The following is a 22,988-nucleotide window of genomic DNA, read 5'->3' as shown; positions in this document are numbered from 1 at the left end:
AGTCCTGCGGCTGCTTGCGGCGGGAAGTCTCCAGTAAGGCGGCCCGGTGCAACAAGGCATTTGTCGCCAGTCAGGGCAACCCGCTGCACAACGAGGACGGCATCAGCTATTCCAGCCTGTATAAGGGCAAGCGCAACCGGACGGGGGTCATCGGCGTGTCATTTGATACCACCTCCCAGCGGTTTGTCGCCCGGCTGATGTTCCACGGCAAGTACGTGCTGAACCACGTGACACCAGACTTTGGCGAAGCGGTGAGGTTGCGGAAAGAGGCTGAGGAGAAGTATTTTAAGCACGCGGTAAAACAGGAACACTAAGTTTCGGAGGAGCAGCGAAAAGTTTGCTGTATACAATACCTGAGATAGACGAGAGTTTCACTATTGGGATTCCAGCAGAAGTGATTGCTGGGATCTTTTTTTATGAAGAGTTATATAGGAAATTTAAAGGTTTGCTATGGGTGCCGGACATGGTATAATTTGGAAGAAGAATTGAAGCATTTTAACACCAAGAGCCTTAGCAGTTGCGCCTGCTAAGGCTTTTTTGTTTAAGGTTAAGCTTTAGGTTTGCTATAAGTGGCGGACATGGTATAATGAAAATACAAAAGATCAAACATATTATCACCAAAAGCCTTAGCAGGTTGTGACTGCTAAGGCTTTTTTTACGCTATGAAAGCGGGTGGATTGGGCTGTTGCCTAATACTTTACTTGTGGTGTTTTCGTCCCAACCAGTCCGAAAACCAAATCGATATAATCGAAACCACAAGTGGCGCAATTATGAGGATTGACATTCTAGACACCAAGAGCCTTAGCAGTTGGTTACTGCTAAGGCTCTTTTTGCACATTCGTGGAGCCGCATTCTTAGTTGTGAAGCACTTTGCATGTTAAAATGGCAGTGTTCATAACAAAGGAAGGGTGTGTACTCATGAGTGAAGATTATAATCAAAGCATGAAGGATCTAAACACTTCTTACAAGCAGGTTTTCGGTGCAACCGGTGACGCTGGTGCTGGCTTTCGGCAGTTGCACGCGGATGCCGTGGCTGATGGCGTGCTTGATGCCAAGACCAAAGAACTGATGGCGGTGGCAGTGGCCATTTCCATTCGCTGCGATGGCTGCATTACCGACCACGTGTACAACGCGGTGAAAGCCGGCGCAACTGAGGATGAAATCAATGAAACGGTCAAGGTTGCCATGATGATGAGCGGCGGCCCCGGTGTGATATACGGTGGCAAAGCTTTGGCGGCAGCTAAGACGTTTTTAGCTAATAAATAGCGTTACAAAAATGCTTCCTAGTGATTGTTTTGATCACTGGGAAGCATTTTTTAGATCTATGAATAATTCCTCTGATAATCCGCGTCAATTTTCAATAATAAATCAGCCGACATGCCGCACATGTTTTCAATCTGCTGGGCGTCTTTAGTCGTCAAGCAGTTTTTGTGCGCTAACAGTTTCAAAATCTGCGGGGTGCTGATGCCTAGCTGCTGCGCGATCTTTTCCGCGCTGATCTGGTAGAAGGGCAGCACGTCATGAAGGGAATCCACGGCAGCTGTTTCGTGATAATAATGAGGAAGTTCAACTCGTCTTAACATTTTCATTCCTCCAAATTCTAATTTTCCGTTATTTCGATTCTGTCGTCAATGAGTTATAGTACGTTGTCAAATCATCCTTGGAATCAAACGTTTCTTTGTCTACATAACCTGAGAGGGCTTCACTAACTGATTGCGGTGATCCTTCACGAGCGGTTTCGATGGCTTTTTTCAGTTGCTTTTTGCGAATCCGTTTATTTGTCATAATCTCTTCCTCTATGTCGATTCTTGGTAAACGTTGGGTTAATGCCAATAAAAAAAGTATTTCAACCATCAAAATAGTAGCACAAACTAAGTGCATTTGCACCTAATTTGTACTACTATTCACTTGAATCTTAAAGGGTTGTTTTAACCCGTTTTGTTACAGCTGTTCGGGGTGATCTGCTTCAATGGATTGGCGTAATTTCACGATATGATTGAAAACCGTATCACTATTCGGCGCGAGGCGGGTCATTAATTCAGCGTTAAGCTGCTTCATGTACTGTTCGATCCCGCGGTTGAGCCGCATGCCTTTTTCAGTTAAATAGAGTTTCGTGGCCCGTTTATCCTTCGGGTCGAGGGACTGTCTGATCAATTCTTTTTTAGTGAGCTGATTGATGGCGCGAGTGATCGTACTATGATTTAAATGGACCAAGTTGTTGAAGTCGCTTTTACAGATTCCCGGGTTTTCGGCAACTTTCATCACATAGAAGTAATTCGACGCGTTAACTTCATAGGGTGCCAGCTTTTCGGTCACTTGGTTGGTAATCACCATGTTCAGAAGAGCGACCTGCTGAGCGAGGTCGGCACCGGAATCTTTGTGAGTCATAACGTTCACCTTCAAAGTTTTGAATGGCATAGGGGGTCAACTAACTTCACCGTTATTATAACAGGTAACTTGGGGATAATGTGGTTTAGGGGAAAAGCGTTACATATTGGTTCATTTGTCTAAAATTTGATTGAGCCAGGCAGGGACTTGTGATATGAATATGAAATAGGCAAACTCTCGCTGATTTGGGCGCCTTTGTGCTATAATATGAGTATAAAAAGAGGACTGGCGTTCAAGCACCAATCCCCTTGCAAACCGCTTCAAAGGCGGTAGCTTGTGACAGACAACTATAAGAAGTCACCCGTCAACCGGCTAAAGTTAACAGGGGTGGCTTCTTATTTACGGTTTCTCCGGTCGATCAGTATCGTCAAGGTTGCAAAAGCAATCATTAACGATAATGCGTCAAAAACTGACACAGTCTGAATCTTTCGTAGATTTTGTAAATCATAGGCATCATCTACTTTCGTATTGACGCCACCACCCATGAAACCCTTTGCTCTAACAGTATATCATAAGATATGCTGTTTTTTATTTGTCTAAATTAATTGCGATAAATTATATAAAATGTGATATACAGCGCATTGACTGAGTCTGGTTTGATTATGTCTTTAATTCAAAAAAAGCCCCTCGCCCCCCAGATACTGCGTTGTTAAATCAATCACCCGCTGAGCAGTTTCGTCTACGTATTCTTGCGTGGTGTTTTGATTGCCCTGAACGATGTAGAAGACGTGACTTGTAGCAGGGGTTACCTTTGTCTTTTCCACTTGGCGGGTCTCCAAGTGGCAAATGATCTCGTTGCTATCGTCGATGTAGCCGTATTCGTTGGGTTTTACCGGTTCCGGTTGATTGTCGGCACCGATTGGCACGAACCGTTCCGTGCCAGTCGTGAGCCGCAGATTAACATTACCGTCGATCTGGTCAATATCGTGCGCGCCCAGCGCTAAGTGGCTTTGAATCGAGATTAAATTGTAGAGGTCCACGATAGGGTTAATAGAGAAGAGGGTGCCGCGTTTCAAAATCAGTTTGAGTAAGGTGGCCGGTGCCGGCGTATTATTACGCTTCGGCAGGTGAACCGCCTTGTGCAAATCCCAGAAGCCCTGAATGATGGGATCGGTTTTGATCTGGTCGCGGTCCAACCCCATTAATGACTGCTGGACTTCTGTTTGGATGTATTGCGTCAAGGCTTCTGGATACTGCTGATTATTAACGCCGGTAAGCTCCACGCCGCGGATGGTGACACCTAAATCGATGACTTTTGGATCAATGATGAATTGCATACTGATCACTCCTTAAATGATTGAAAACACAAAAAAGCATTCGTTCCCGTTAACAAGGGACGAATGCGCCGTGGTGCCACCCAATTTCACACGTCCTTCACAGAGCGTGCCTCATCGGTACCAAGAAAACTTGATATCAGGGAAGCTAACGGTTCCTACCGTTTGGTCTGCGTGAACAGCCCAACGTTTTTACAGAGCTCATCTTCACCAGTTGGCTAGTGTCCTTTTTCATCAGCCGGATTCGCTTTACCTAACAGCACTGGTTACTCTTCTTCGTGTTACTTTGATTATGAAATTACTGATAGTTATAACACGATTACTTGCATTTAACAACCATTTTTCGTAGAGAACTCAATTAAGCTCATTATCCGAAGAATTAACTTCCCAAGCTAACCGCTGCAGCGCCTTTTGATCCGCGATCCGGTAACCCCGCCGGTCCTTTTGCAGATAGCCAGCTTTCACAAAGTCGGCAATGACGAACAGTAAATGGCGGTATGACACACCCAGGTACTCGGCGACCTGGGTGTGTTTTTCGTTGTAGTAACCATCGTGGGCGGTGAGCAAAACGAAGGCTGCCAGCCGCTGCGACAGGGTGAAGCCCTGATTTCTGGAGGCTGTTTTGATATTACGGGCGTTTTTATGCGACAGGTAGATGCAGACGTGTTGTAAAAAAGTGGGGTCAGCTAATAGCTGGTCGCGGTATTTTTTCATGGGCAATGCCAGGCAGTAACAGTCATCGATCACTTGGACGCCGAAGGGCTCGTTTTGGGCGTCCAGCAGTTCCATTTCCCCGATAAAACAGGGCGGGGTGAAGAAGTCGATGAGGGTGTCCTTGCCATTCGCCAGCGAATCGTAAAGCTTGGCTTTCCCCTTGACTAAATAAAATAAATATTCTGGCTGGATGCCATTTTCCACGATGTATTCCTGAGCCTTGAAGTGCAGTAATTCCGCGTGCCGCGCCAGGTCAGAGCCGAATAGGGACTCGTAATGACACTGGGTCATGAATTGCTGTTTCAAGTCATCGTCATCAATTTTTTCCATTATTTTCTCCTAGTGTGAGATTTCTCATACTTAGTGTATCAATTCACAGGCTATAATTCAATCCGTAAGTAAGGGCTTACATCAAGACCCTTACATTTAAACTCTAGGAGGAATTTTACCATGACTGCAAGAAAGATTATTCTCGACTGTGATCCAGGTCACGATGACGCCATTACCATGATGATGGCGTACGCACATCCAGATATCGATTTATTAGGTATTACAATTGTTGCCGGTAACCAAACTTTGAAGAAGACCGTTCATAACGGTTTGAACGTCGCTCAATTATTGGATATGGACGTTAAACTTTACCCAGGGATGCCGCAGCCGCTTGTCCGCGAACAAGTCGTTGCCGGTAATGTCCACGGTAAGACCGGTTTAGATGGTCCAACTTTCGAAGAATTAAAGCGGACTGCTGAAAAGGAAAACGGTGTTCAATTCATCATCGATACCTTATTAGCTAGCGACGGCGATATTACCTTGGTTCCTACTGGTCCATTGACTAACATCGCAACTGCTATGCGGATGGAACCACTGATCATCCCTAAGATCAAAGAAATCGTCTTAATGGGCGGCGCATACGGTACTGGTAACTTCACGCCTTCAGCTGAATTTAACATCTTCGCTGATCCGGAAGCTGCTCACGTGGTCTTCAAATCAGGTCGTCCAATCGTCATGATGGGCTTAGACTTAACGAACCAAACCATTTGTACCCCTGACGTGATCGAACGGATGGAAGCCATTGGCAACAAAGCCGGTAAGTTATTCGGTGATTTGATGCGCTTTACCTTGAAGACCCAATTTGAAGAATTTGGCCTTGAAGCTGGTCCAATCCATGACGCTACCACTGTTGGTTACTTAATTGATCCATCACTGTTTGAAATGCAAGACATGTACGTCAACGTTGATATTAACCGTGGACCATGTTACGGCCGGACAGTTTGCGATGAATTAAACGTTCTGAAGCAAACACCAAACGCCAAGGTAGGTAAGGGGATCGACCGTAAAGGGTTCTTCGACTTAGTTGCTGAATGCATCAAAACTTACAAATAACGTTAGTTAAAGAGAGGGGTACATTAAGATGTATGTCCTGATTAACCTGGTAGGGCTGATTGTTTTCTTAGTGATTGGCTTCCTATTTTCAAAGAAGAAAAGCGATATTCGCTGGCGTTCAATTGCCATTATGTTACTGATAAACTTAGCTTTATCCTGGTTCTTCACTAGTTTCGCGGCTGGTCGAGACGCCGTTAAAGCAGCGGCGGATGGGTTCAACTGGCTGGTGGAGGTTTCCTACCAAGGAATCGTCTTCGCGCTGCCAAACTGGGTCACCCCAGCCTTTGGCGGTTCAGCAAAGTCGATGAACTTTGTTACCAGTGCCTTGCTGCCCGTATTGATGATCGTTCCAGTGTTTGATATTTTAACCTACTTTGGCGTTTTGCCTTGGATCATCAAATGGGTCGGCCGTGGCTTATCCTACGTCACTGGTCAACCAAGATTCGAATCATTTTTCGCCATTGAAATGATGTTCTTGGGTAACACCGAAGTCCTGGCCATTTCGGGTCGTCAATTACGTCAGATGCGTGCCACCCGGAACGTCACGTTAGCCATGATGTCCATGAGCTGCGTGACTGCTTCGATCCTTGGGGCCTACACGCAAATGGTTCCCGGTCAGTTCGTATTGACCGCCGTGCCAATCAACGTTATCAACGCGATTATTGTGACTAACTTACTGAATCCAGTGAAGGTCGCGCCAGAAGAGGATATTATTGCTACCGTTGGTTCCGAAGACGAGGGTAAAAAGGAACCGTTCTTCTCTTACCTTGGTGATTCAATCCTTGGTGCCGGCCGCTTGATTTTGATCATTACGGCTAATGTCATTGCCTTCGTCGCGCTAGCGGCTTTGGCAGATAAGATTTTAGGCTTGATCTGGGCGCCGCTTTCCTTAGAGCATATCGTGGGTGTTATCATGTTCCCATTTGCTTGGCTGCTCGGTTTCCCAGTTCACGATGCTTGGATCTTATCCCAAGACATGGGCTTGAAGTTAGTGACTAACGAATTCGTTGTCATGGGTAAAGTCGCTGGGAATGTGATTAACGGCTACACGCCTCATTTACGTGCCGTGCTGACCGTCTTCTTGACTTCCTTTGCTAACTTTGGGACCACCGGTATGATCATCGGTGCCTTCAAGGGATTAGTGGACAAGGAAAAGAACGATTTAGTTGCTAAAAATGTTGGTTACATGTTACTTTCAGGCATTCTCGTATCACTATTATCAGCTGGCTTTGTCGGCCTGTTCGTGTGGTAATCGAAAACCGTATCTTGCAATGCGTCAGTGATTATTATGAAACAGTCTAAACGAGCTGCGTCAAAAAACCATTCAGTTGAGCTGGATGGTTTTTTGACGCAGCCTGTTTTAAAAACTATGCGCGTGCATATATTTGTGCTATACTCGTTTTGACTTACGAATAGGTGAGTCGGTACAGGAGGATATATATTGAAATTAATTACGGTTGAAGAACATTATGACACTGACGCTAACATTAGTCAGTTCAAGAAATACTCAGAAGTTAAAAATAATAATCCGTGGCAAGACAAGTTAAGGCCTAAGCTAGTCGATTTCAGTCAGAAAGTTGCTTACATGGATGAGAACGGCATTGATATGCAAGTCATTTCCGATGCCGGTAACTCAGCGCAAGTGCTGCCTGATCAGTACGCCGTTGCTGGCGCCCGTGCCCAAAACGAAACGTTGGCTGAAAACATCAGCAAGTATCCCGATCGGTTCGCCGGACTGGCAACTTTACCCGCTAACGTTCCCGACAAGGCCGCCGAAGAGCTGGAATACGCTGTGACTCAGTTAGGTCTGAAGGGCGCTATCATCAGTGGCAGTATCAACGGTCAGTTCCTCGATGACCCCAAGTTTGAAGCCATTTTCGCGGCAGCTGACAAGCTTGGTACCACGCTTTACCTGCATCCCGGCGTTATTTCAAACGACCAAAAGGCGATGCTCTACGATAGTAAAGCCTACTCAGCTTTAGCCGCAAACATGATGGCCGGCGCGATGTGGGGCTGGCACATGGAAGCTGGTATTCAGGTCATGCGGATCATTACGGCTGGTCTGCTGGAAAAGTACCCTAATTTGAAATTAGCTACCGGCCACTGGGGCGAATTTATCCCCATGTTCGTAGAACGGATTGATGGCTTCAGCCCAATGATTACCGATCTGCCATTGAAGTTCTCGGATTACTACCGGCGTCAGGTTTACCTGTCACCATCAGGGATGTATACCGCACCGCAAATGCAGTTAGTGCTCACTGAAATGGGTGCTGATCACGTCATGTGGTCGGAGGATTTCCCATACGTGCAGGCGGGTTCAGCCACGCGGGAATTCCTTGAACAGGCGGATGTCACCGAAGAACAGCGAGAGGCAATTGCACACGGCACTGCCGAAAAACTGTTTAACTTGTAATTGAATTTTATACTGCCTAGGAAGTGATAGCATGATTACCGATAAAAATAACGATACGATCAGTAAACAGTTGCACGCTGCTTCCAGCATTGCCATTCGGGTATTGGAGAAGCGTTTAAAGCCCCTTGGTGTGAACAACGCGCAATTCTTCTTCATTTTGAAGCTGCACGATAATCCGGGAATTACGCAAGACCAGCTAGTGCGTTCGGACAGTCGCCATCAAAGCAACGTTAACCGTGAAATCGCCAAACTAGCCAAGATGGGGTTGGTGGATAAGCGGCAGTCGCCAAACGATGGCCGGCGTTTTGAACTGAAACTAACGGCTGAGGGTGAAGTGCTTTATCCCAAGATTAAGACGGCGCTGGATAGTCAAGAAAAGGCGTTAGGGCAGTGCTTGAACGTGACTGACGGCCGGGTGAGTCAGGCGGACTTGATTGCCGTTTTGAAGCAAATTGCACGGCTTGACGAAGACGGCGGCCTTAAGTAATGTGTCATATTTGGTGCTGATGAGCAATCATCAGCACTTTTTTTGGTTCAGACGAAAAAAGACCAATTCATCAATGAATTGATCTTCTCTCAAATTCTTTATCAACCAGAGGCGACAAAGAAGTCTTTAGTTTTGGAGGGTTGGGCAATAGCGAATTTCGCTATGTCTATCTTGGCTTGATCTCCAGTCGATTGATTATTTGCCGTCGGTTTCTTTTCTTTTAAGACCGAACAGACTCAATAGACTCAGCATCATCAAGCCAAGTACCCCGGCTGTTTTTGCTTGATCGGATTGTTCATTAGTTTGCGGTAATTGACCAGCAGCGGATTGATTCTTTTGCTGACCAGTAGCGGTTTCACCAGTTGCTGCCACTGAATGTGACAGCTGAGTGGCTGATTGCTGGTTAGTTGCGGGCGTTGCTTGACCCGCTGCGGCAGTACTCATGTTAGCAGTTCCCGTACTGTGACCAGTAGACTCACTGACACCTTGGTTAGCCGGTTTAGTTGCAGTCCCGTCTTGCGTTGTGGCTGTACCGTTATCGGTGGTTGGGGTTGTCTGATTTGGCACAGTACCTGGCTGTGTCGTTTCATCAGTTGGTGAAGTTTCGTTGCCAGTTTGCGGTGTGTTATCCGTGTTGCCAGGATTGCCGTTATCGCCGCCAGGCTGACCCGTGCTGCCACCGTTGCTATTAGCGGTATAGGTTACGTAACCGGCATCGCCAGGCTTATCCTTTGGCGCGTTGACGGTAATCGTGCCGTCCGGGTTGACCGTGGCAGTCACCGTTGATTTATCAGCGGTATAGCCGTTGATCGGTGGAACGGGAACGGAGACTGTTTCGCCAACTTGACCAGTGACGTTGGTCGCCGTTTGAGGACCCTGGTTACTTGGAATCGTCACGTCAGCAGTGATTTGGTTGCCGGTGTATACAATGGTAATGTCCTTGGCGTTTGTTGGCGCGTCGGTAATCATTGGATGGTCAGCGGCCACGCTGGCTTTGTTAGGGGTATAGCCGGTAACGGTTGGCGCCGTCACTGCGGTATACCAATCCATCGGTGTGTAGACATCGGTCGGTTTACCAGTAGCAGCGTTTACCGGCTGAACCCAGTTCACAGTTTGAACAACGTCTGGGGCAATAGTATTGCCATTACCGTCAACAAAGTGGATTGTCCGCGTCGTGGTGGTGTGGTTGAAACTCTCGGCAGGCGAAATCGGTAAGGTTAAGTTTTGGTCCTTAGCAGTATCGGTATCGAATTGCTTTGGTGCTTTTGCCAGCCAGTCTGCTAATGTAGTGCTAGAAGTGCTGGCGGTGATGCTGTAGCCATCTGGAATCAAATCTAAGATGGCTTTTGTGTCATAGGTAATGTCACTGCCTGATTCGCCGGTAGTGATCCAAGTCTTGTCGCCAACTGTCACAATCATCTTTTGGGTTTCACCGGTGTAGGTTACCGTAATGTCCTTGGCGTTTTCTGGATTTTCGGTGATCATTGGATGTTCTTCCGCAATGCTTGTCATGTCAGGCGTATATCCGGCAATCGTTGGCGCATTAACGCTGGTATACCAATCAATTGGTGAATAAACACCAGGTTCTGATCCGGGTGTTGCCTCGCCCGCTCTAACCCAGTTCACGGTTTGAACAACGTCTGGCGATAATGTTTTACCATTGCTGTCAACGAAGTGAATCGTCCGCGTGGTGGTGGTGTGGCTGAAGTCTTCTGCTTTTGAAAATGGCAGCGTGATCGATTGGTTATTCGCTGTGTCATGATCAAAGGCTGTTGGTGCTTCAAGCCGCTGCAAGATAGCATCAAACGCTTCTTTGGTAGTCTGACTGCCCATTGTGTACCCTGCTGGGAAGAGGGCTAAAATGGCCTGTTGATCGTAGTTAATGGCGCTATCTGACGGACCAGTAGTCGTCCAGGTTTTATCACCAACGTGCACCACCATGGTTTGCGTATCGGCTGTGTAGGTGACGGTAACGTCCTTGGCATTTTCAGGGTTATCAGTGCTTATCGGATGATTTTCTGTAATGCTGCTGGTATCAGGTGTGTACCCGTCAACGGTCGGGGCAGTGAGGCTGGTATACCAATCAATTGGTGAATAAAAGCCAATTGGCTCGCCGGTGGCTGCATTTACGGCCTCAACCCAGTTCACGGTTTGGACAACGTCCGGTGATACCGTCTTGCCAGTGCCGTCGACGAAGTGAATCGTCCGAGTGGTTGTGGCGTGGTTAAAGTCTTCTGCAGGTTGCAGATTCAGTGTAAAAATTTGATCCTTAGTTGTGTCATTATCAAATGTTGTTGGCACATGCGACTGCTTTAAAATAGTTTCGAATACATCCTTAGGCGTATTAGCGTTGATTGTATAGCCCTTTGGTACCAGTGCTAAAATTGCCTGCTGATCGTAGTTGATAGGGGTGTCTGATGCACCGGTGGTCGTCCAAGTATTATCGCCAATGTGCATGATTACAGTTTGTGTGTCAGCAGTGTAGGTAACGTACCCCGCATCACCAGTTTCTGCCTTCGGTGTAACGACCGTAATGGTGCCATCGGCGTTGACCGTAGCGTCTACCATCGTCTTATCTGCGGTGTAACCCTGAAGGCTAGGGACTGAGATGTGAACGGTGTCGCCGACTCTGCCGGAAACGTTACTTACGGTTTGCTCACCCTTATTGGTAGGAATCGTCACGGTGGCGTTAGAGATTTGATTGCCGGCGTAGTTAATCGCAACGGTATTTTCACCACCGGCGGTCAACGTCACGAACTGCGGTGAAAGGCTATAGCCGTCTACTTTTGGAACGGTATAAGCAACTGATACAGCATTTCCCTTGCTGTCAGCGGTCGGTTTAGCTGTCCCTTCTTGATAGAAGGCAATTACTTGACCAGGAGTCCCGTTGATATTTGACTGGGCAACGTTAGGCATGTTGCTGGTGATATTGAGTTTGGCGTCAGCTGGTACGTAACTGTACTTGTTGATTGTGACGCTGTAAGCGGCTTTTGAAAAGGCAGTTGCCGCAGTGACACCAAGCAGATAGTTTTTACCAATTTGGTCATCAGCAATGGTCTGAGTATAAGTCTTAACGACCTGGTTATTGCTATCCACAATGTTGGTTGACAGTTGTTTGGTATCCGCTTTATAGGTCACGTCAAAGGAATAACTTAAACTGCCAGTGGACGCTCCCTGAGGCAGCGCTACACCGGTATCATATACACCGCCAGTAGCTTGGTTACTATTAGAGCCGGACTGATAAATAACCCAGTTCTTTACTTGATCAAATGGCTGGCCGTCGTTTGTAGCAGGTGATTGTTTAATAGCATCAGTGGAAATAATGTAGCTGATCGTACCATCAGTGTTTCTGACCAGACCCATGCCACTGCCATAGCCACCCTTAGTCATGGCGTCATCAATTGATACTGGTTGAAAGGCAACGGCCATCCCGTCACCGCCGAGCCAGCCGCCCATGGTGCTGTCCCACTTAACGTTGACTGTGGCATCTAGGTTGAAGTCACTGGTAAAATCGACCGCGTCTTTGGCAACGACCACACCGTTTTTAACGTAAGTCGAATCAGTCGGGTTAGTTAAATCCACCGTGTCGCCGTTGATTTTTGGTGTGGTTGTGCCGTTACTGCCGCCAGCAACGAAGTTCTTAGCAACGTCCTCGCCGGTAACGACGGTTGGTGTGTCATTACTGCTGCCCGTATTGGCAGGATCGGTTGAAGCTGAGCCAGATTTGTCGACTGTGCTAACGGTCGGTCCAACAGCTTGTGTAGGTGCTTCTGCTGCTTGAGTAGTCGATGGGGTAGTGCTATCAGCTGCAGCAGTAGATTTTGGCTGTGCCTGTGCAGCCGCACCCTGATCCGTATCCGGGGTATCTGTCGATTCGTTACCCGTGTTAGCCGGTGCCGAAGCCGTGGTATCGTTTTGAGAATCTGTACTGGTTACTGTTTGTTCCGTTGAGTTAGTTTGACTCATGCTGGAGGCTGGATCAGTCGTCGTACCGTCCGCCGCGCTGGCGGTCGTGCTGGTTGCAAATGAAATGCCAGCAAGGATAGCCATGGTGATACCCATAGCTACCCAGGTTTTACCTCTTTTATAAAGCTTAACGTGATGCTTATTTTCAATAAATGGTGATCTCAGATTATTTTTAGACATAGTAAATAGCCCACTCCTTTTGCTTAATCCCTCGTTGCAATAACAAATTGATAATATTTACCCTCCAGGAATTATAATATCATAAAGCATATTTAAAGGCATTGAAAATGCTTATAAAAAATAAGTTCTCATTTGTAGGCTTATACATTAGTGTTTTCAGCTGATTTTTATAATTATAAGGTGTTTAAGTTTTAGGCGATTTTCCGGAACATAATCATGATAATGGTTGTATTTCAAACATTTTAGTGAGAACGTCTTATATTTAAAATATAAAAATGGCTTGGTTCCCAGAAAAATCGGGAATCAAGCCATGATTATTCAAACAATTTAATTATTTAACGTCGGAACGTTTCTTACTGATTCCAAACAGGCTCAGCAAACTTAGCATGATCATGCCCAAAATAGAAGCAGGTTTTACCTGTTCTGCCTGTTCGTTAGTTTGCGGTAACTGATTATTCTGACTAGTGCCTGATTGGTTGCCGTTTGAGATTTGAGGTGATGCAGCAGTGTTTGGTTGCGTGGTGATTGTAGCTGAACCGCTTGTTGGAGATTGTGATCCAGTCGCCACGGTGCCATGACTCGCTGACGAGCTTGTACCAGAACCAGACGCGGACTCTTGGTCGGATTCAGTAGTGATTTGAGGTGTAGTCACGGTTTGCTGCGGTGTATCAGCGGTTGTACCGGTCGGCTCAGCTGGATTATCGTTTGGGGTAGGGGGTGTATCAGTAGGACCAGTAGGCGTGGTTGGTCCAGTCGGTGGATTATCAACCCCAGTACCCGTACTGCTGTCGCGGGTGTAGATAACCGTGATGACACCATCCCGAGCTGCGGGAATCGTGACTTTCTGAGTGGTTGTGGTATAACCAGGAATCACGGGAACCGGTTCATCCGTGCCAGGAAAATCATGAACCGTGGTAGGGGTGGTGTTAGGAATCGGCTGACCATCATCGCCAACAGGGATGATGGTTGCCGTTACTTTAACGTTGTTGACTTTACTTAATACCACCACATAGGTTGGGGTGGTACTGGTATCCTGATCAAAGGTCTTCGGAGCATTGGCCAGACCGTTGCTGTTACCCATATCATTAAATTTATTCGGGCCAACCAGCGTGTAACCCTGACTCAGTAACGCCTGCTGCTGGGTAAAGACAGGTTGATAGTCAACATTGCCATCGGATGGTCCAGTTAATTGAACCTCACCTAAACTGTTACCGTTGTTATCAACAAACTGAACGTTGATTTTTTGATCGTCCACTTTGTAATTTAAGGTGACGACGTTGACACCGCCGGCAGTTAAAGTTTTAAACACGGGCGCGAGTAAGCTGGAGCCTGGTACCGTAGGAACGGCATAAGCAACAGAAATCGCATTGCCGTCGAGATCGGTCGTTGGCGCTGGAGTACCAGCATTGTAAAAGGCGATTACTTGACCCGGCGTGCCAACGATGCCAGTTTGCTCGAAGCCAGCGTTACTTTTGATTGTTAATTGGGCGTTAGCTGGAACGTACGTGTAGTTATTGATCGTTGCGGTGTAAAGCGCCTGTGAATCCGCAGTGGAACCCGTGATACCTAACACGTAGTTATGACCAATTTGGTCAGTCGTAAGGGTTTGGGTGAAGGTGTGGACCAGCTGCGTGTCCTTAAGAATGTTAGTCGTCAGTTCTTTTGAATTAGCATCGTAAGTGACATCAAAAGTGTAGTTGATTTCACCAGTTGTTCCGCCCTGAGGCTTAGTCATTCCAGTGTCAAAAACATCACCGACTGTTTGGGTAGTATCGGATCCAGACTGGTAAATTACCCAGTTAGGCGTTTTAGGCTTATCTTTTGGCGAATTGCCCAAAGCGTTCGTTGAAATAATGTAGCTGATGGTACCAGGCTGATTAGCAACCAGGCCCATTCCGCTGCCTTGAATACCCTTCAGTAAAGCCGTTTCCGTGTCAACTGGCTGGAAGGCAACGGCCATGCCATCACCGCCGAGCCAGTCATGCATTGAGGGATCCCATTGAACGTTGACGGTGGCGTTTAAGTGGAAATTGGTCTTGAAGTTGACGGCGTCATTTGCCACAATGGCACCATCTTCCACGTAATTTTTATATTCATCGGGAACCTCTTTAGCATTAGGGCCGTCATAATTAGGATAAGCCAAAATTGCAGTTCCACTATCATCTATTGTAGGGATGTTTATCCCATCGACTCGGTGATTTTGATCCGTCCCAACCGTTGGCCCATCAAGTCCTGATCTTCTACTACCGCCAGTCGAAAAATTATCCTTGACCTGATTGCCAGCCACATTGCTAGCTGGCGTGTTATCGCCAGTATGATCTGGATCAGTAGATGCGGTTCCATTCGTATCAGTATTTGTAACGATTTGGGCTTGAACATCCGGTGTGGCTGCCGGATCAGTTGTAGGGGTGTCGCTTTGGTTATTGCTAATAGCAGTGCCAGTTGGTTTCGCGGGGGTAGGTGCCGGTGTACTGCTATCGGCTGTTGTTCGCAGTGTCGCGGTATTCGAATCTGTTGGCGACGTATTCTCATTAACCGTAGGGGTAGTGGCATCACTGGTATTAGTTTCTGCCGCGCTAGCAGTATCACCGACCGTAAATGAGATCCCGGCAAGTGTCGCCAGGGTAACGCCCATTGCTACCCAGTGTTTACCTTGCTTATAGAGCCGAACCTGATACTTCTTTTCAGCGAATGGTGAATTCAGATTATTCCTTGACATCGTAAAATCATCCTCTCCTTTTTTAAACAAAACCAAACTGGAAGCCGATTGGTTAGATTATTCCTCCAAGAATATAGTAACATAAGTAATCGTTTTCACAAGCCCTAAGATGACTGATTATACTGGATTAGTCAAGCATAGGCTGACAAATAGAACGTGACTGTTCAATAATATGGTTCAAAGCACTGGCATTTATATAATTAAGCTAAATTAATAATCGAAAAGTGAAGTAGAATATAGATAAGTACGTTTACTGATACTACAAATTTAGCAGGAATCATTCTAATATTTAGGATCAGAATTAGACACAAAAATGGCTTGGTTCCCACGTAGATGAGAATCAAGCCATAGTTGCTTTAACTTATTTTACTGATTATCTGAACGCTTTTTTCTGAGACCTAATCCGCCCAGTAAGCTGAGCATCATTAATCCTAGGAAGCTGGTTGCCGTTGCCTGATCAGAATGTTCGTCAGCTTGCGGTAACTGAGCACTGGCTTTTTGAGCAGGTTGCTGACTGGCTGCTTTTTGGGTAACCGTCGTTTGGCTTGCGGTACCAGCCGTTGTCGCCTGTGTTTTACCTGTCTTTGCTGGGGCTTCTGCCGTACCAAGCTGTTGAGGTGCTACTGTCGTTTCACCGGTGGCTTGGCCATTTGCTGGTTGAACAGTTGGTTGCGTTGTTGCCGTGCCTTCACTTGGCTGGGCCTGGGTTGTTGGTGCTGGTGTAGTCTCAGCTGGTTGCGGCGTTTCTGCCGTTGGTGTTGTTGGTGTTGGCGTTGCTGTGGCGACAGCTGGTTCACCAGTAGTGTCATTCGTCACTGGATTTTGCTTATAGACAACCGGAACTTTATTATCGCCGCGTCCGCCTGGGACAGCTACAGTATTTTCCAGTGGGGTATAACCTGGAATTTCGGGTACTGGAACTAATGTGCCAGGGTAGTTTTGAACGGTGGTCGGTGTTGTGTTTGGAATCGGATTACCGTTGCCATCAACCGGTACGAGGGTGGCAGTCACTTTAACGTTGTTGATCTTGGTCAGCTGAACGTTAATAACTTGCGGATGAGCACTAAAGGTAGCTGGAGCGCCGGCTAGACCATTGAACAAGCCATCCTTAGGGGTGTAGTAGTTATTGATGATGCTTTGTTCTTTGGCAAATGCATCACTATAGTCTACAGGGCCATCGGTTTTACCCGTGAGCGATGTTGTCCCTAAAGACTTGCCACTTCCATCGATAAAGTTGACGATGATGGTTTGGTCATTTGGCGTGTAAGTAACGTTAACGGTTGCTCCGCGTTTGTCAGGAGTAGGCACTTTGCCATCATTGGTAAGTTTGAGTACTGGAGTTGGCACCTTTACTGTTGTAACGGTTGGTGTATAGCCAGGAATAGTTGGAACGTTGACCGAAGTCCCTGGAACTTTTGTAACAGTTGTTGAATGGGTGTTTGAAATTGGTGTTTTTCCATCTGGACCGACTGGAATCATCGTGAGGTCAGCTGGCACGTTGTTGATCTTACTCAGCACTACCTTATAAGTAGGTACTTTTCCGTATTGATTGAAGGTCTTTGGTACATTTGCTAAACCGTTATTGTTGCCTTCTTTCAAGGTATAACCAGCGTTAATTAAGCTCTGTTGAGCGTCAAATGCAGTTTTTAAATCGACGCTTCCGTCCGATTCTCCGCCAACTGAAACGATGTTGCCCAATTGTTTGCCATTCTGATCAACAAATTGAACATTGAGAGATTGTTTATCAGGTACATACATTAATTTAACGGTATTAGTACCAGTAGCCGCTAAGGTGATATATTGGGTGTTTTCTAAATGATAGCCCTGAATTACTGGGGCTTTGTAAGCTTTATCAGCATTAGTCGGTGCGGTAGTGCCATCGTAGAAAGCAAGCACTTGGCCTGGCCTGCCGACGATACCAGATTGCGTAGCAAGAGGTGAGTTGAGGTTATTTGTAATGTTTAGTTTGGCATTAGCCGGGGTATATTTAAAGTCGTTGATGGTAACCGAATATTTGGCTTTTGAATCGGCGGTAGAGCTAGTAACCCCCAGAACAAAGTTTTGACTGGCTTCATCCGTCTGATCCGGCACTTTAATGGTTGTTGTATAAGTTTTAACAGTTTGACCGGTACTGTCGATAATATTGGTAACTAGTTGATGATTGGCGACACTATAGTTAGTCTCAAAAGTATAGGTCATACCGCCAGTTGAATTAGTAGCGGGTAATTTCTCATGTGTATCTACAATACCGGAGTAAATGGATGTCACATCTGAATCAGGGTACGGATCATTGATATCCCGTTCAGCGTTGGCGTTGGACTGATAAATGATCCAAGTATCATTATGCGGCGCGTGCCTTGGTGAAAGTCCATTTGGATTGGTAGAAATATTGTAACTGATAGTGCCATTTGTTGGATCAGCGTTCGGAACCAAGCCTAACTGACGGCCAGGGCCACCCTTCGTAAGGGCATCATCAGTGGAAACTGGCTGGAAATTGATAGCCATCCCATCTCCGCCCAACTTTCCGAATGGATTAGTTTGGTGATTAATCATACTTGGATCCCAATTAATGTTTACAGTAGCTTTCAAACTAAAATCGCTTGTAAAGTCAATGGCTTCATTAGCTGCAACAATGCCGCTTTCAGTGTAATTTGGATCAGATGGATCAGTCAGTTGGTAAGTATCTCCGTCACTGTTAACTTTTGGTGTTGTAGGAGTGCTTGTCTTTCGGTTACTGCCACCCGAAGTAAAGTGGTCTTTGACACTTTGGCCAGTGACGTCAATTTGATGGTTGCCATCGGTATAACTTTTATCAGTAGAATAATTGCCCTTACCGTCTTGAGTCGTGACAATTAAGCCGGCTGTTGCGGGATCGTCAGTCGGGGCCGCAGTAGCGTCTACCGCACTTTTAACTTCTGGTGTTTTAACCGCGCTTTGCTGAGTGCTAGTGCTGGCTTCAGTGTTCGCCGATGAATCGGTTGCTGGCGCCTTTTCTTGGCTGGCATTGCCAGATGATTGCTGATTAGTTTGCGCAGGCAATGCCGCTGAATTTGATTTTGCAGCTGGTGCCTGTTCGCTAACGGCAGTAGCAGTGTTACTGGTTGTGGCTTCGGCCGCGTTTGCGGTGGTACCAGCGGCCAACGAAAGGCCAGCCAGTGTGGCAAAGGTTAGTCCTAACGATACCCAGCTTTTACCTTTCTTATAAAGCCTCACAACGTGTTTGCTTTCAATAAATGGTGATTTTAGATTATTTTTTCCCATAATAAAACGATCCTCTCCCTTTAAATCTGCCGAGTATAAGTAAGGAATGATATTGTTATCTCTGTAGATATAATAACATAAGTTTGATAGCTAAATTCCCACAACTTTCCTGTTATACGTTAATTAATTATGAAAAGCTCACAGCTAATTTTAATTTGCCCAAATCCCCAGTTATACACCTCAAAATTATTCGAGCTTTCCTTAGAATGAACGGCTTTAAAGAGTGTATTTTAAACTGATTTAAGTTAAACGTTACAACTGTTAAGGGATTTCAAAAGATAGGGTAAATTTGTTTTTTAATTGAATTCCAATGAAGCCTCGACCTGATTTTCAGAGGGCAGATTATCGAATGATGACAGATATTTTCAAAGTACTTTTAACTTAAATTATTGGTACCTTTTCAAATTAGTGGTATATTATTGTTGATAGTAATTTATCAAGCAGTAAGTGGCTGTGACCCCTAGGGATCACAGCCACTTACTTTTTGTGGATGTTACTATTTAGAAAATGTTCTAAATAGTTTGACACTTTTGTGTGAAACCATGATATAATCTATTTAGAAATAGTCGAAATAGATTGGACTGATGTGCATGGCGATGAGCGACACACTAAAAGCAATTTCAGATCCGGTGCGCCGGCAGATTTTGGAATTGCTGAAGACGAAACCGTATGCCGCGGGTGAGATTGCGGCTCACTTTGATTTGAAGCAGGCAACGGTTTCCTACCATTTAAAGTTGCTTAAACAGGCGGGGTTGATTACGGAACGAAAAGAGAAGAACTATATCTACTACGATTTGAACGCCAGTGTTTTTGAAGACGTGCTGACGTGGATCTACAGCTTAGGTAAAGGGGGCCACAACGATGAAAAGTAAATGGAAGTCTTTACTGGTGACGAGTTTGGTGATTCTGGCACCAATTATATACGGGGTGAGTGTTTACGATCAGCTGCCAGCCCGAATGGTGACGCATTGGGGATTCAATAACCAGCCCAATGGATGGATGGCGAAACCTTTGGTAGTTTTTGGATTACCTATTTTGATGCTGCTGATTCATTTGGTGGCAGTTGGCGCGACTTATCACGCGGATGCTAAGGGACGGCCGGCACCACGGATGGAGCGAGTCATTGCCTGGATTTGTCCCGTCATTACCATCGTGGCCTACACCATCACGATCCGGTATGGATTAGGCGAAGCCGTTGATATTCGTCTGTGGACGGTGATCATGGTAGCCGCCATTTTGATTTTCATTGGCAATTATCTGCCGACAGTTCCGCCCGAAAGCGCGGGCAACAGCGGTTTTCATCCGGGTAAGCCCAATTCGCAAAGCGACTTACGGTCAACCGGCTACTGTCTGGTTCTGTTTGGCGTTTTGACGCTGCTGAGCCTGTTCTTCCCGTCAATAGTGACGGTGATTGTGTTAGTTCTCTTCATTATTAGTTTGCTGAGTTTGATGCTGATTAGTTACCGCAAGTCCGCTAAGTAGTGAATTGAAAAATGCCACGAAACATCCCTAACAGGTGTTTCGTGGCTATTTAGTGTTATTTCGTATAATCCATTTCTTTTGTTTCCTTGGTAGTCGCTAACGCTAAGAACGAAACCAGTGCCATCAATGCCAGATAAACACCGACTGCATGGATGCCCCATTGCCCAACCAGCCAAGAAGCGATGGTTGGCGCGAAGGCAGCGCCTAAGATAGCGGACGCGTTATAGGCGATCCCGGCACCAGAGTAGCGGGTGCTGGTTGGGAAAAGTTCGGGGAGCAGAGCTGCCACCGGACCGTAAACCACACCCATTGCCAGGAAGCCGGCAACCAAGAAGAACAGGCTGCCAAACAAGTTATGCTGACCATTCAAGAAGAACGGAAAGGCAACGGCGAACGCGACAATCAAACCAGTACCAATCATTAGCACTTTGCGGCGACCGTATTTATCAGCCATAATTGAAGAATAGAGGATCATGCCGCCAAACACGATGATGGAACCCATCAAGAGCAGTAACCATTCCTTGTTAGAGAAGCCTAGCGCGGTGGTAGCATAGCTTAATGACCAAGTGGATAGCAAAAAGAAGAAGGTGTAAGAAACTGACATCGTCAAAGTGCCTTGTAAAACTTGACGCCAGTTCTTACGGAATACCTGAACTAGTGGGGCTTTGGTAACGGTTTGTTTTTCCTGAGCCATGCGGAAAAGCGGGGTTTCCTGCATCCGCCGGCGTACCCACAGCCCAACTACCACCAGAACCGCTGAAGCAAGGAAGGGAACGCGCCAGCCAAAAGCGGCCATTTGAGCAGGTGTCAGTGCTGTTTCAAGGATGTAGTAGAGGCCGTTGCATAAGAAAAAGCCGATTGGCGCGCCTAATTCTGGAAAGGCACCGAACAGTGCCCGTTTATTCTTAGGGGCGTTTTCAGTGGCGACCAAAACGGCGCCTGACCACTCACCGCCAAGACCGATCCCTTGGATAAACCGGCAGAGGCAAAGTAAAACGATGGAAGCCATGCCGAGTGTGGCGTACCCGGGCAAAAAACCGATGAGCACGGTGGAAACCCCCATTAATAAGAGGGAAACGACTAATGACCGTTTCCGGCCTAACTTATCGCCGAAGTGGCCAAAAATCAGCGATCCTAATGGCCGGGCAACGAAGGCGACCCCGAAAGTTAAAAGACTGAGGATCATTGCAATGGTTGGCGTTACCTCTGGAAAGAAAATTTTCGGAAAGTAAGTGGCAGCTGCGGTTCCATAGGCGTAGAAATCAAAAAATTCAATGGCCGTACCAATCATTGATGCCAAAATAACGGTCTTAACCGGGTCTCGTTCGATGGTGGTGCGAGTTGAGCCTGTTAACGCTTGTGTGGTGTTTTCCATATGTATGTCACTCCGCTTCTTAAGTTTTATGTTCTAAATTACATGTTAATGGTCCTTTCTTAATATTTTTTCCAAAAAATCGGGGATGGCTAGTTTTAAGCAATTAGTCAACCTCGATTTTTAAGAATAGTGAAACTATACCAGAGTGAAAATTAAAAGTAAATGGCAAAATGATTAAAAAGTTAATTATTTTATTAGTTTATGAGTGGATGCTTTTAGCTCATAAGCTGCAGTGCCTTGTACCAGGCTGGCCGGTTTGCTATAATTTTCAGCATTGGCTTTAATCTTGGAAATGAACTGAAAGGGGAATGGCGTGGGACACAGACTAAAATTCACAGATTTATTAGCCGTCTTTATCGGCGGTTTCCTTGGCGGCATTGTCCGCTATGAAATCGGTCAGCTGCTGCACGATGGCACTTCTCTGTTAGGGACCACTACCGTTAACGTGGTCGGCAGTTTTCTTTTGGCATTCATTACCTATGGCGTTGTGATTTACATGGATGTACCCAATTGGCTAATCGTGGGTCTGGGAACCGGGTTTATTGGTGCGTTCACTACCTTTTCCACACTGGTGCTGAACTTATTGCAGAACGTTCAGGATCGGCCGGTTTACGCGATCATAATTTTCATGCTGAACCTGATGCTTGGACTGCTGACTGCTGCTAGCGGCTACGCGGCTGCCCTGGCATTAGGACGGAGGCGGCAAGCATGATGCTGATTGGACTTGGTGCCGGTTGCGGCGCGGTGCTACGCTATTTGATCACGATGGCAGGTAAGCAATGGGGCCAGGTTTTTCCGTTGGCGACCTTAGTGATTAATGCTACCGGCGCCTTTATAGCGGGCGTGCTGGCCGCATTAGTGTTGCCGCAAGCGTGGTCACTGCTCCTATTAACGGGATTTTGCGGTGGCTACACGACCTTTTCTACCTACATGACGGATACCTTCGTGCTGTTGCGGGACCGCCACTGGGCACGGGGATTGCTATATTACCTAGGAACAGCCGTGCTGGGGATTTTAGCCGCGGTTGCTGGTGCTCTGGTTGGTCATATGATTTAAAAATTGCTTTAGCTGACAATTGCCGGCTAAAGCCTTTTTCTACCATAAGTCAAGTATGAAGCGACCAACGAGATGAATTTATTTTGATAATGTATCGAAAATAGCGCACACTAAATAAGCCTTAGGCTTGTCTGATTTTTTGGATAATGGTACTCTATCTTTGATTAATGACGAGCTAAACAGGCAATGTCGTAATCATATTTCTGGTTGGTGAGAACCAGATGAAAAATGGTGGATATCAAACGATCCATTGCACCAATAGTGATCTTCTTCGTTCCTTTGGACGGATT

19 protein-coding genes and 1 pseudogene are annotated in these 22,988 nt (G+C 46.4%); 10 read left to right on the top strand and 10 right to left on the bottom strand.

The window, feature by feature from the left end:
- Together JUE95_RS12380 and JUE95_RS12375 are read left to right on the top strand one after the other, a co-directional pair.
- Window positions 1-314, top strand: a pseudogene (locus JUE95_RS12380) (AP2 domain-containing protein); the annotation flags it as partial.
- Between the two features lie 604 nt (window positions 315-918).
- The gene (locus tag JUE95_RS12375; protein ID WP_203652157.1) at window positions 919-1,266 is read left to right on the top strand and encodes a carboxymuconolactone decarboxylase family protein; all 348 of its coding nucleotides are present in this window, start codon (window positions 919-921) and stop codon (window positions 1,264-1,266) included.
- 56 nt (window positions 1,267-1,322) lie between these two features.
- On the opposite strand, the gene JUE95_RS12370 is transcribed toward JUE95_RS12375, so the two are convergent.
- The 6 genes from JUE95_RS12370 to yeiL form a co-directional block, all read right to left on the bottom strand.
- On the bottom strand, window positions 1,323-1,583 hold the full coding sequence (locus tag JUE95_RS12370) for a helix-turn-helix domain-containing protein (protein ID WP_203652155.1): 261 nt from the start codon (window positions 1,581-1,583) through the stop codon (window positions 1,323-1,325).
- Between the two features lie 28 nt (window positions 1,584-1,611).
- Window positions 1,612-1,785, bottom strand: a complete 174-nt coding sequence (locus JUE95_RS12365; RefSeq protein ID WP_203652153.1) for a hypothetical protein — start codon at window positions 1,783-1,785, stop codon at window positions 1,612-1,614.
- Between the two features lie 156 nt (window positions 1,786-1,941).
- Window positions 1,942-2,388, bottom strand: a complete 447-nt coding sequence (locus JUE95_RS12360; RefSeq protein WP_203652152.1) for a MarR family winged helix-turn-helix transcriptional regulator — start codon at window positions 2,386-2,388, stop codon at window positions 1,942-1,944.
- Between the two features lie 335 nt (window positions 2,389-2,723).
- Window positions 2,724-2,777: a hypothetical protein gene (locus tag JUE95_RS12795; protein WP_232843716.1), complete on the bottom strand. Its 54-nt coding sequence runs from the start codon at window positions 2,775-2,777 to the stop codon at window positions 2,724-2,726.
- A gap of 219 nt (window positions 2,778-2,996) precedes the next feature.
- Window positions 2,997-3,665, bottom strand: coding sequence for a B3/B4 domain-containing protein (locus tag JUE95_RS12350; protein WP_203652148.1), 669 nt, complete (start codon window positions 3,663-3,665; stop codon window positions 2,997-2,999).
- 351 nt (window positions 3,666-4,016) lie between these two features.
- Window positions 4,017-4,706 (bottom strand): transcriptional regulator YeiL, encoded by a 690-nt coding sequence (yeiL, locus tag JUE95_RS12345; RefSeq protein ID WP_203652147.1) that lies wholly within the window; start codon window positions 4,704-4,706, stop codon window positions 4,017-4,019.
- Window positions 4,707-4,826: 120 nt separating this feature from the next.
- Between yeiL and rihB the strand changes: the two genes are divergently transcribed.
- The 4 genes from rihB (at window position 4,827) to JUE95_RS12325 (ending at window position 8,659) form a co-directional block, all read left to right on the top strand.
- The gene (gene rihB, locus JUE95_RS12340; protein ID WP_203652145.1) at window positions 4,827-5,759 is read left to right on the top strand and encodes a ribosylpyrimidine nucleosidase; all 933 of its coding nucleotides are present in this window, start codon (window positions 4,827-4,829) and stop codon (window positions 5,757-5,759) included.
- Between the two features lie 28 nt (window positions 5,760-5,787).
- A complete protein-coding gene (locus JUE95_RS12335) occupies window positions 5,788-7,011 on the top strand; it encodes a NupC/NupG family nucleoside CNT transporter (RefSeq protein WP_203652143.1) in 1,224 nt (407 codons plus the stop codon).
- Between the two features lie 189 nt (window positions 7,012-7,200).
- Entirely contained in the window at window positions 7,201-8,172 is a 972-nt protein-coding gene (locus tag JUE95_RS12330) for an amidohydrolase family protein (protein WP_203652141.1), read from the top strand.
- A 31-nt stretch (window positions 8,173-8,203) separates the two neighbouring features.
- Window positions 8,204-8,659: a MarR family winged helix-turn-helix transcriptional regulator gene (locus JUE95_RS12325; RefSeq protein WP_203652139.1), complete on the top strand. Its 456-nt coding sequence runs from the start codon at window positions 8,204-8,206 to the stop codon at window positions 8,657-8,659.
- A gap of 195 nt (window positions 8,660-8,854) precedes the next feature.
- On the opposite strand, the gene JUE95_RS12320 is transcribed toward JUE95_RS12325, so the two are convergent.
- The 3 genes from JUE95_RS12320 to JUE95_RS12310 all read right to left on the bottom strand — a co-directional run bounded on the left by JUE95_RS12320 (window position 8,855) and on the right by JUE95_RS12310 (window position 18,785).
- The gene (locus JUE95_RS12320) at window positions 8,855-12,805 is read right to left on the bottom strand and encodes a mucin-binding protein (RefSeq protein ID WP_203652137.1); all 3,951 of its coding nucleotides are present in this window, start codon (window positions 12,803-12,805) and stop codon (window positions 8,855-8,857) included.
- A 331-nt stretch (window positions 12,806-13,136) separates the two neighbouring features.
- Entirely contained in the window at window positions 13,137-15,524 is a 2,388-nt protein-coding gene (locus JUE95_RS12315; RefSeq protein ID WP_203652131.1) for a KxYKxGKxW signal peptide domain-containing protein, read from the bottom strand.
- Window positions 15,525-15,890: 366 nt separating this feature from the next.
- Window positions 15,891-18,785 carry a KxYKxGKxW signal peptide domain-containing protein gene (locus tag JUE95_RS12310; protein WP_203652123.1) on the bottom strand — a complete coding sequence of 965 codons (2,895 nt, stop codon included), beginning with the start codon at window positions 18,783-18,785 and terminating at the stop codon, window positions 15,891-15,893.
- A gap of 590 nt (window positions 18,786-19,375) precedes the next feature.
- On the opposite strand from JUE95_RS12310, the gene JUE95_RS12305 reads away from it, so the two are divergent.
- Both JUE95_RS12305 and JUE95_RS12300 read left to right on the top strand, forming a co-directional pair.
- Window positions 19,376-19,657 carry an autorepressor SdpR family transcription factor gene (locus JUE95_RS12305; RefSeq protein WP_203652122.1) on the top strand — a complete coding sequence of 94 codons (282 nt, stop codon included), beginning with the start codon at window positions 19,376-19,378 and terminating at the stop codon, window positions 19,655-19,657.
- Window positions 19,647-20,267 carry a DUF1648 domain-containing protein gene (locus tag JUE95_RS12300; protein WP_203652121.1) on the top strand — a complete coding sequence of 207 codons (621 nt, stop codon included), beginning with the start codon at window positions 19,647-19,649 and terminating at the stop codon, window positions 20,265-20,267. The genes JUE95_RS12305 and JUE95_RS12300 overlap by 11 nt, the downstream gene beginning before the upstream one ends.
- A gap of 55 nt (window positions 20,268-20,322) precedes the next feature.
- On the opposite strand, the gene JUE95_RS12295 is transcribed toward JUE95_RS12300, so the two are convergent.
- Entirely contained in the window at window positions 20,323-21,642 is a 1,320-nt protein-coding gene (locus JUE95_RS12295) for an MFS transporter (RefSeq protein WP_203652119.1), read from the bottom strand.
- A gap of 313 nt (window positions 21,643-21,955) precedes the next feature.
- Here JUE95_RS12295 and JUE95_RS12290 point away from each other — a divergent pair, with 313 nt between their 5' ends.
- Both JUE95_RS12290 and crcB read left to right on the top strand, forming a co-directional pair.
- A complete protein-coding gene (locus JUE95_RS12290) occupies window positions 21,956-22,354 on the top strand; it encodes a fluoride efflux transporter FluC (protein ID WP_203652118.1) in 399 nt (132 codons plus the stop codon).
- Window positions 22,351-22,698 (top strand): fluoride efflux transporter CrcB, encoded by a 348-nt coding sequence (gene crcB, locus JUE95_RS12285; protein WP_203652117.1) that lies wholly within the window; start codon window positions 22,351-22,353, stop codon window positions 22,696-22,698. The genes JUE95_RS12290 and crcB overlap by 4 nt, the downstream gene beginning before the upstream one ends.
- Window positions 22,699-22,988: the final 290 nt, after the last annotated feature.

The sequence above is a fragment of the Secundilactobacillus yichangensis genome, from assembly GCF_016861565.1.
In the GTDB taxonomy this organism is placed as follows: Bacteria; Bacillota; Bacilli; order Lactobacillales; family Lactobacillaceae; genus Secundilactobacillus; species Secundilactobacillus yichangensis.
Note: the sequence above shows the minus strand (reverse complement) of the source record. Positions and strands in the feature narration are given on the sequence as shown.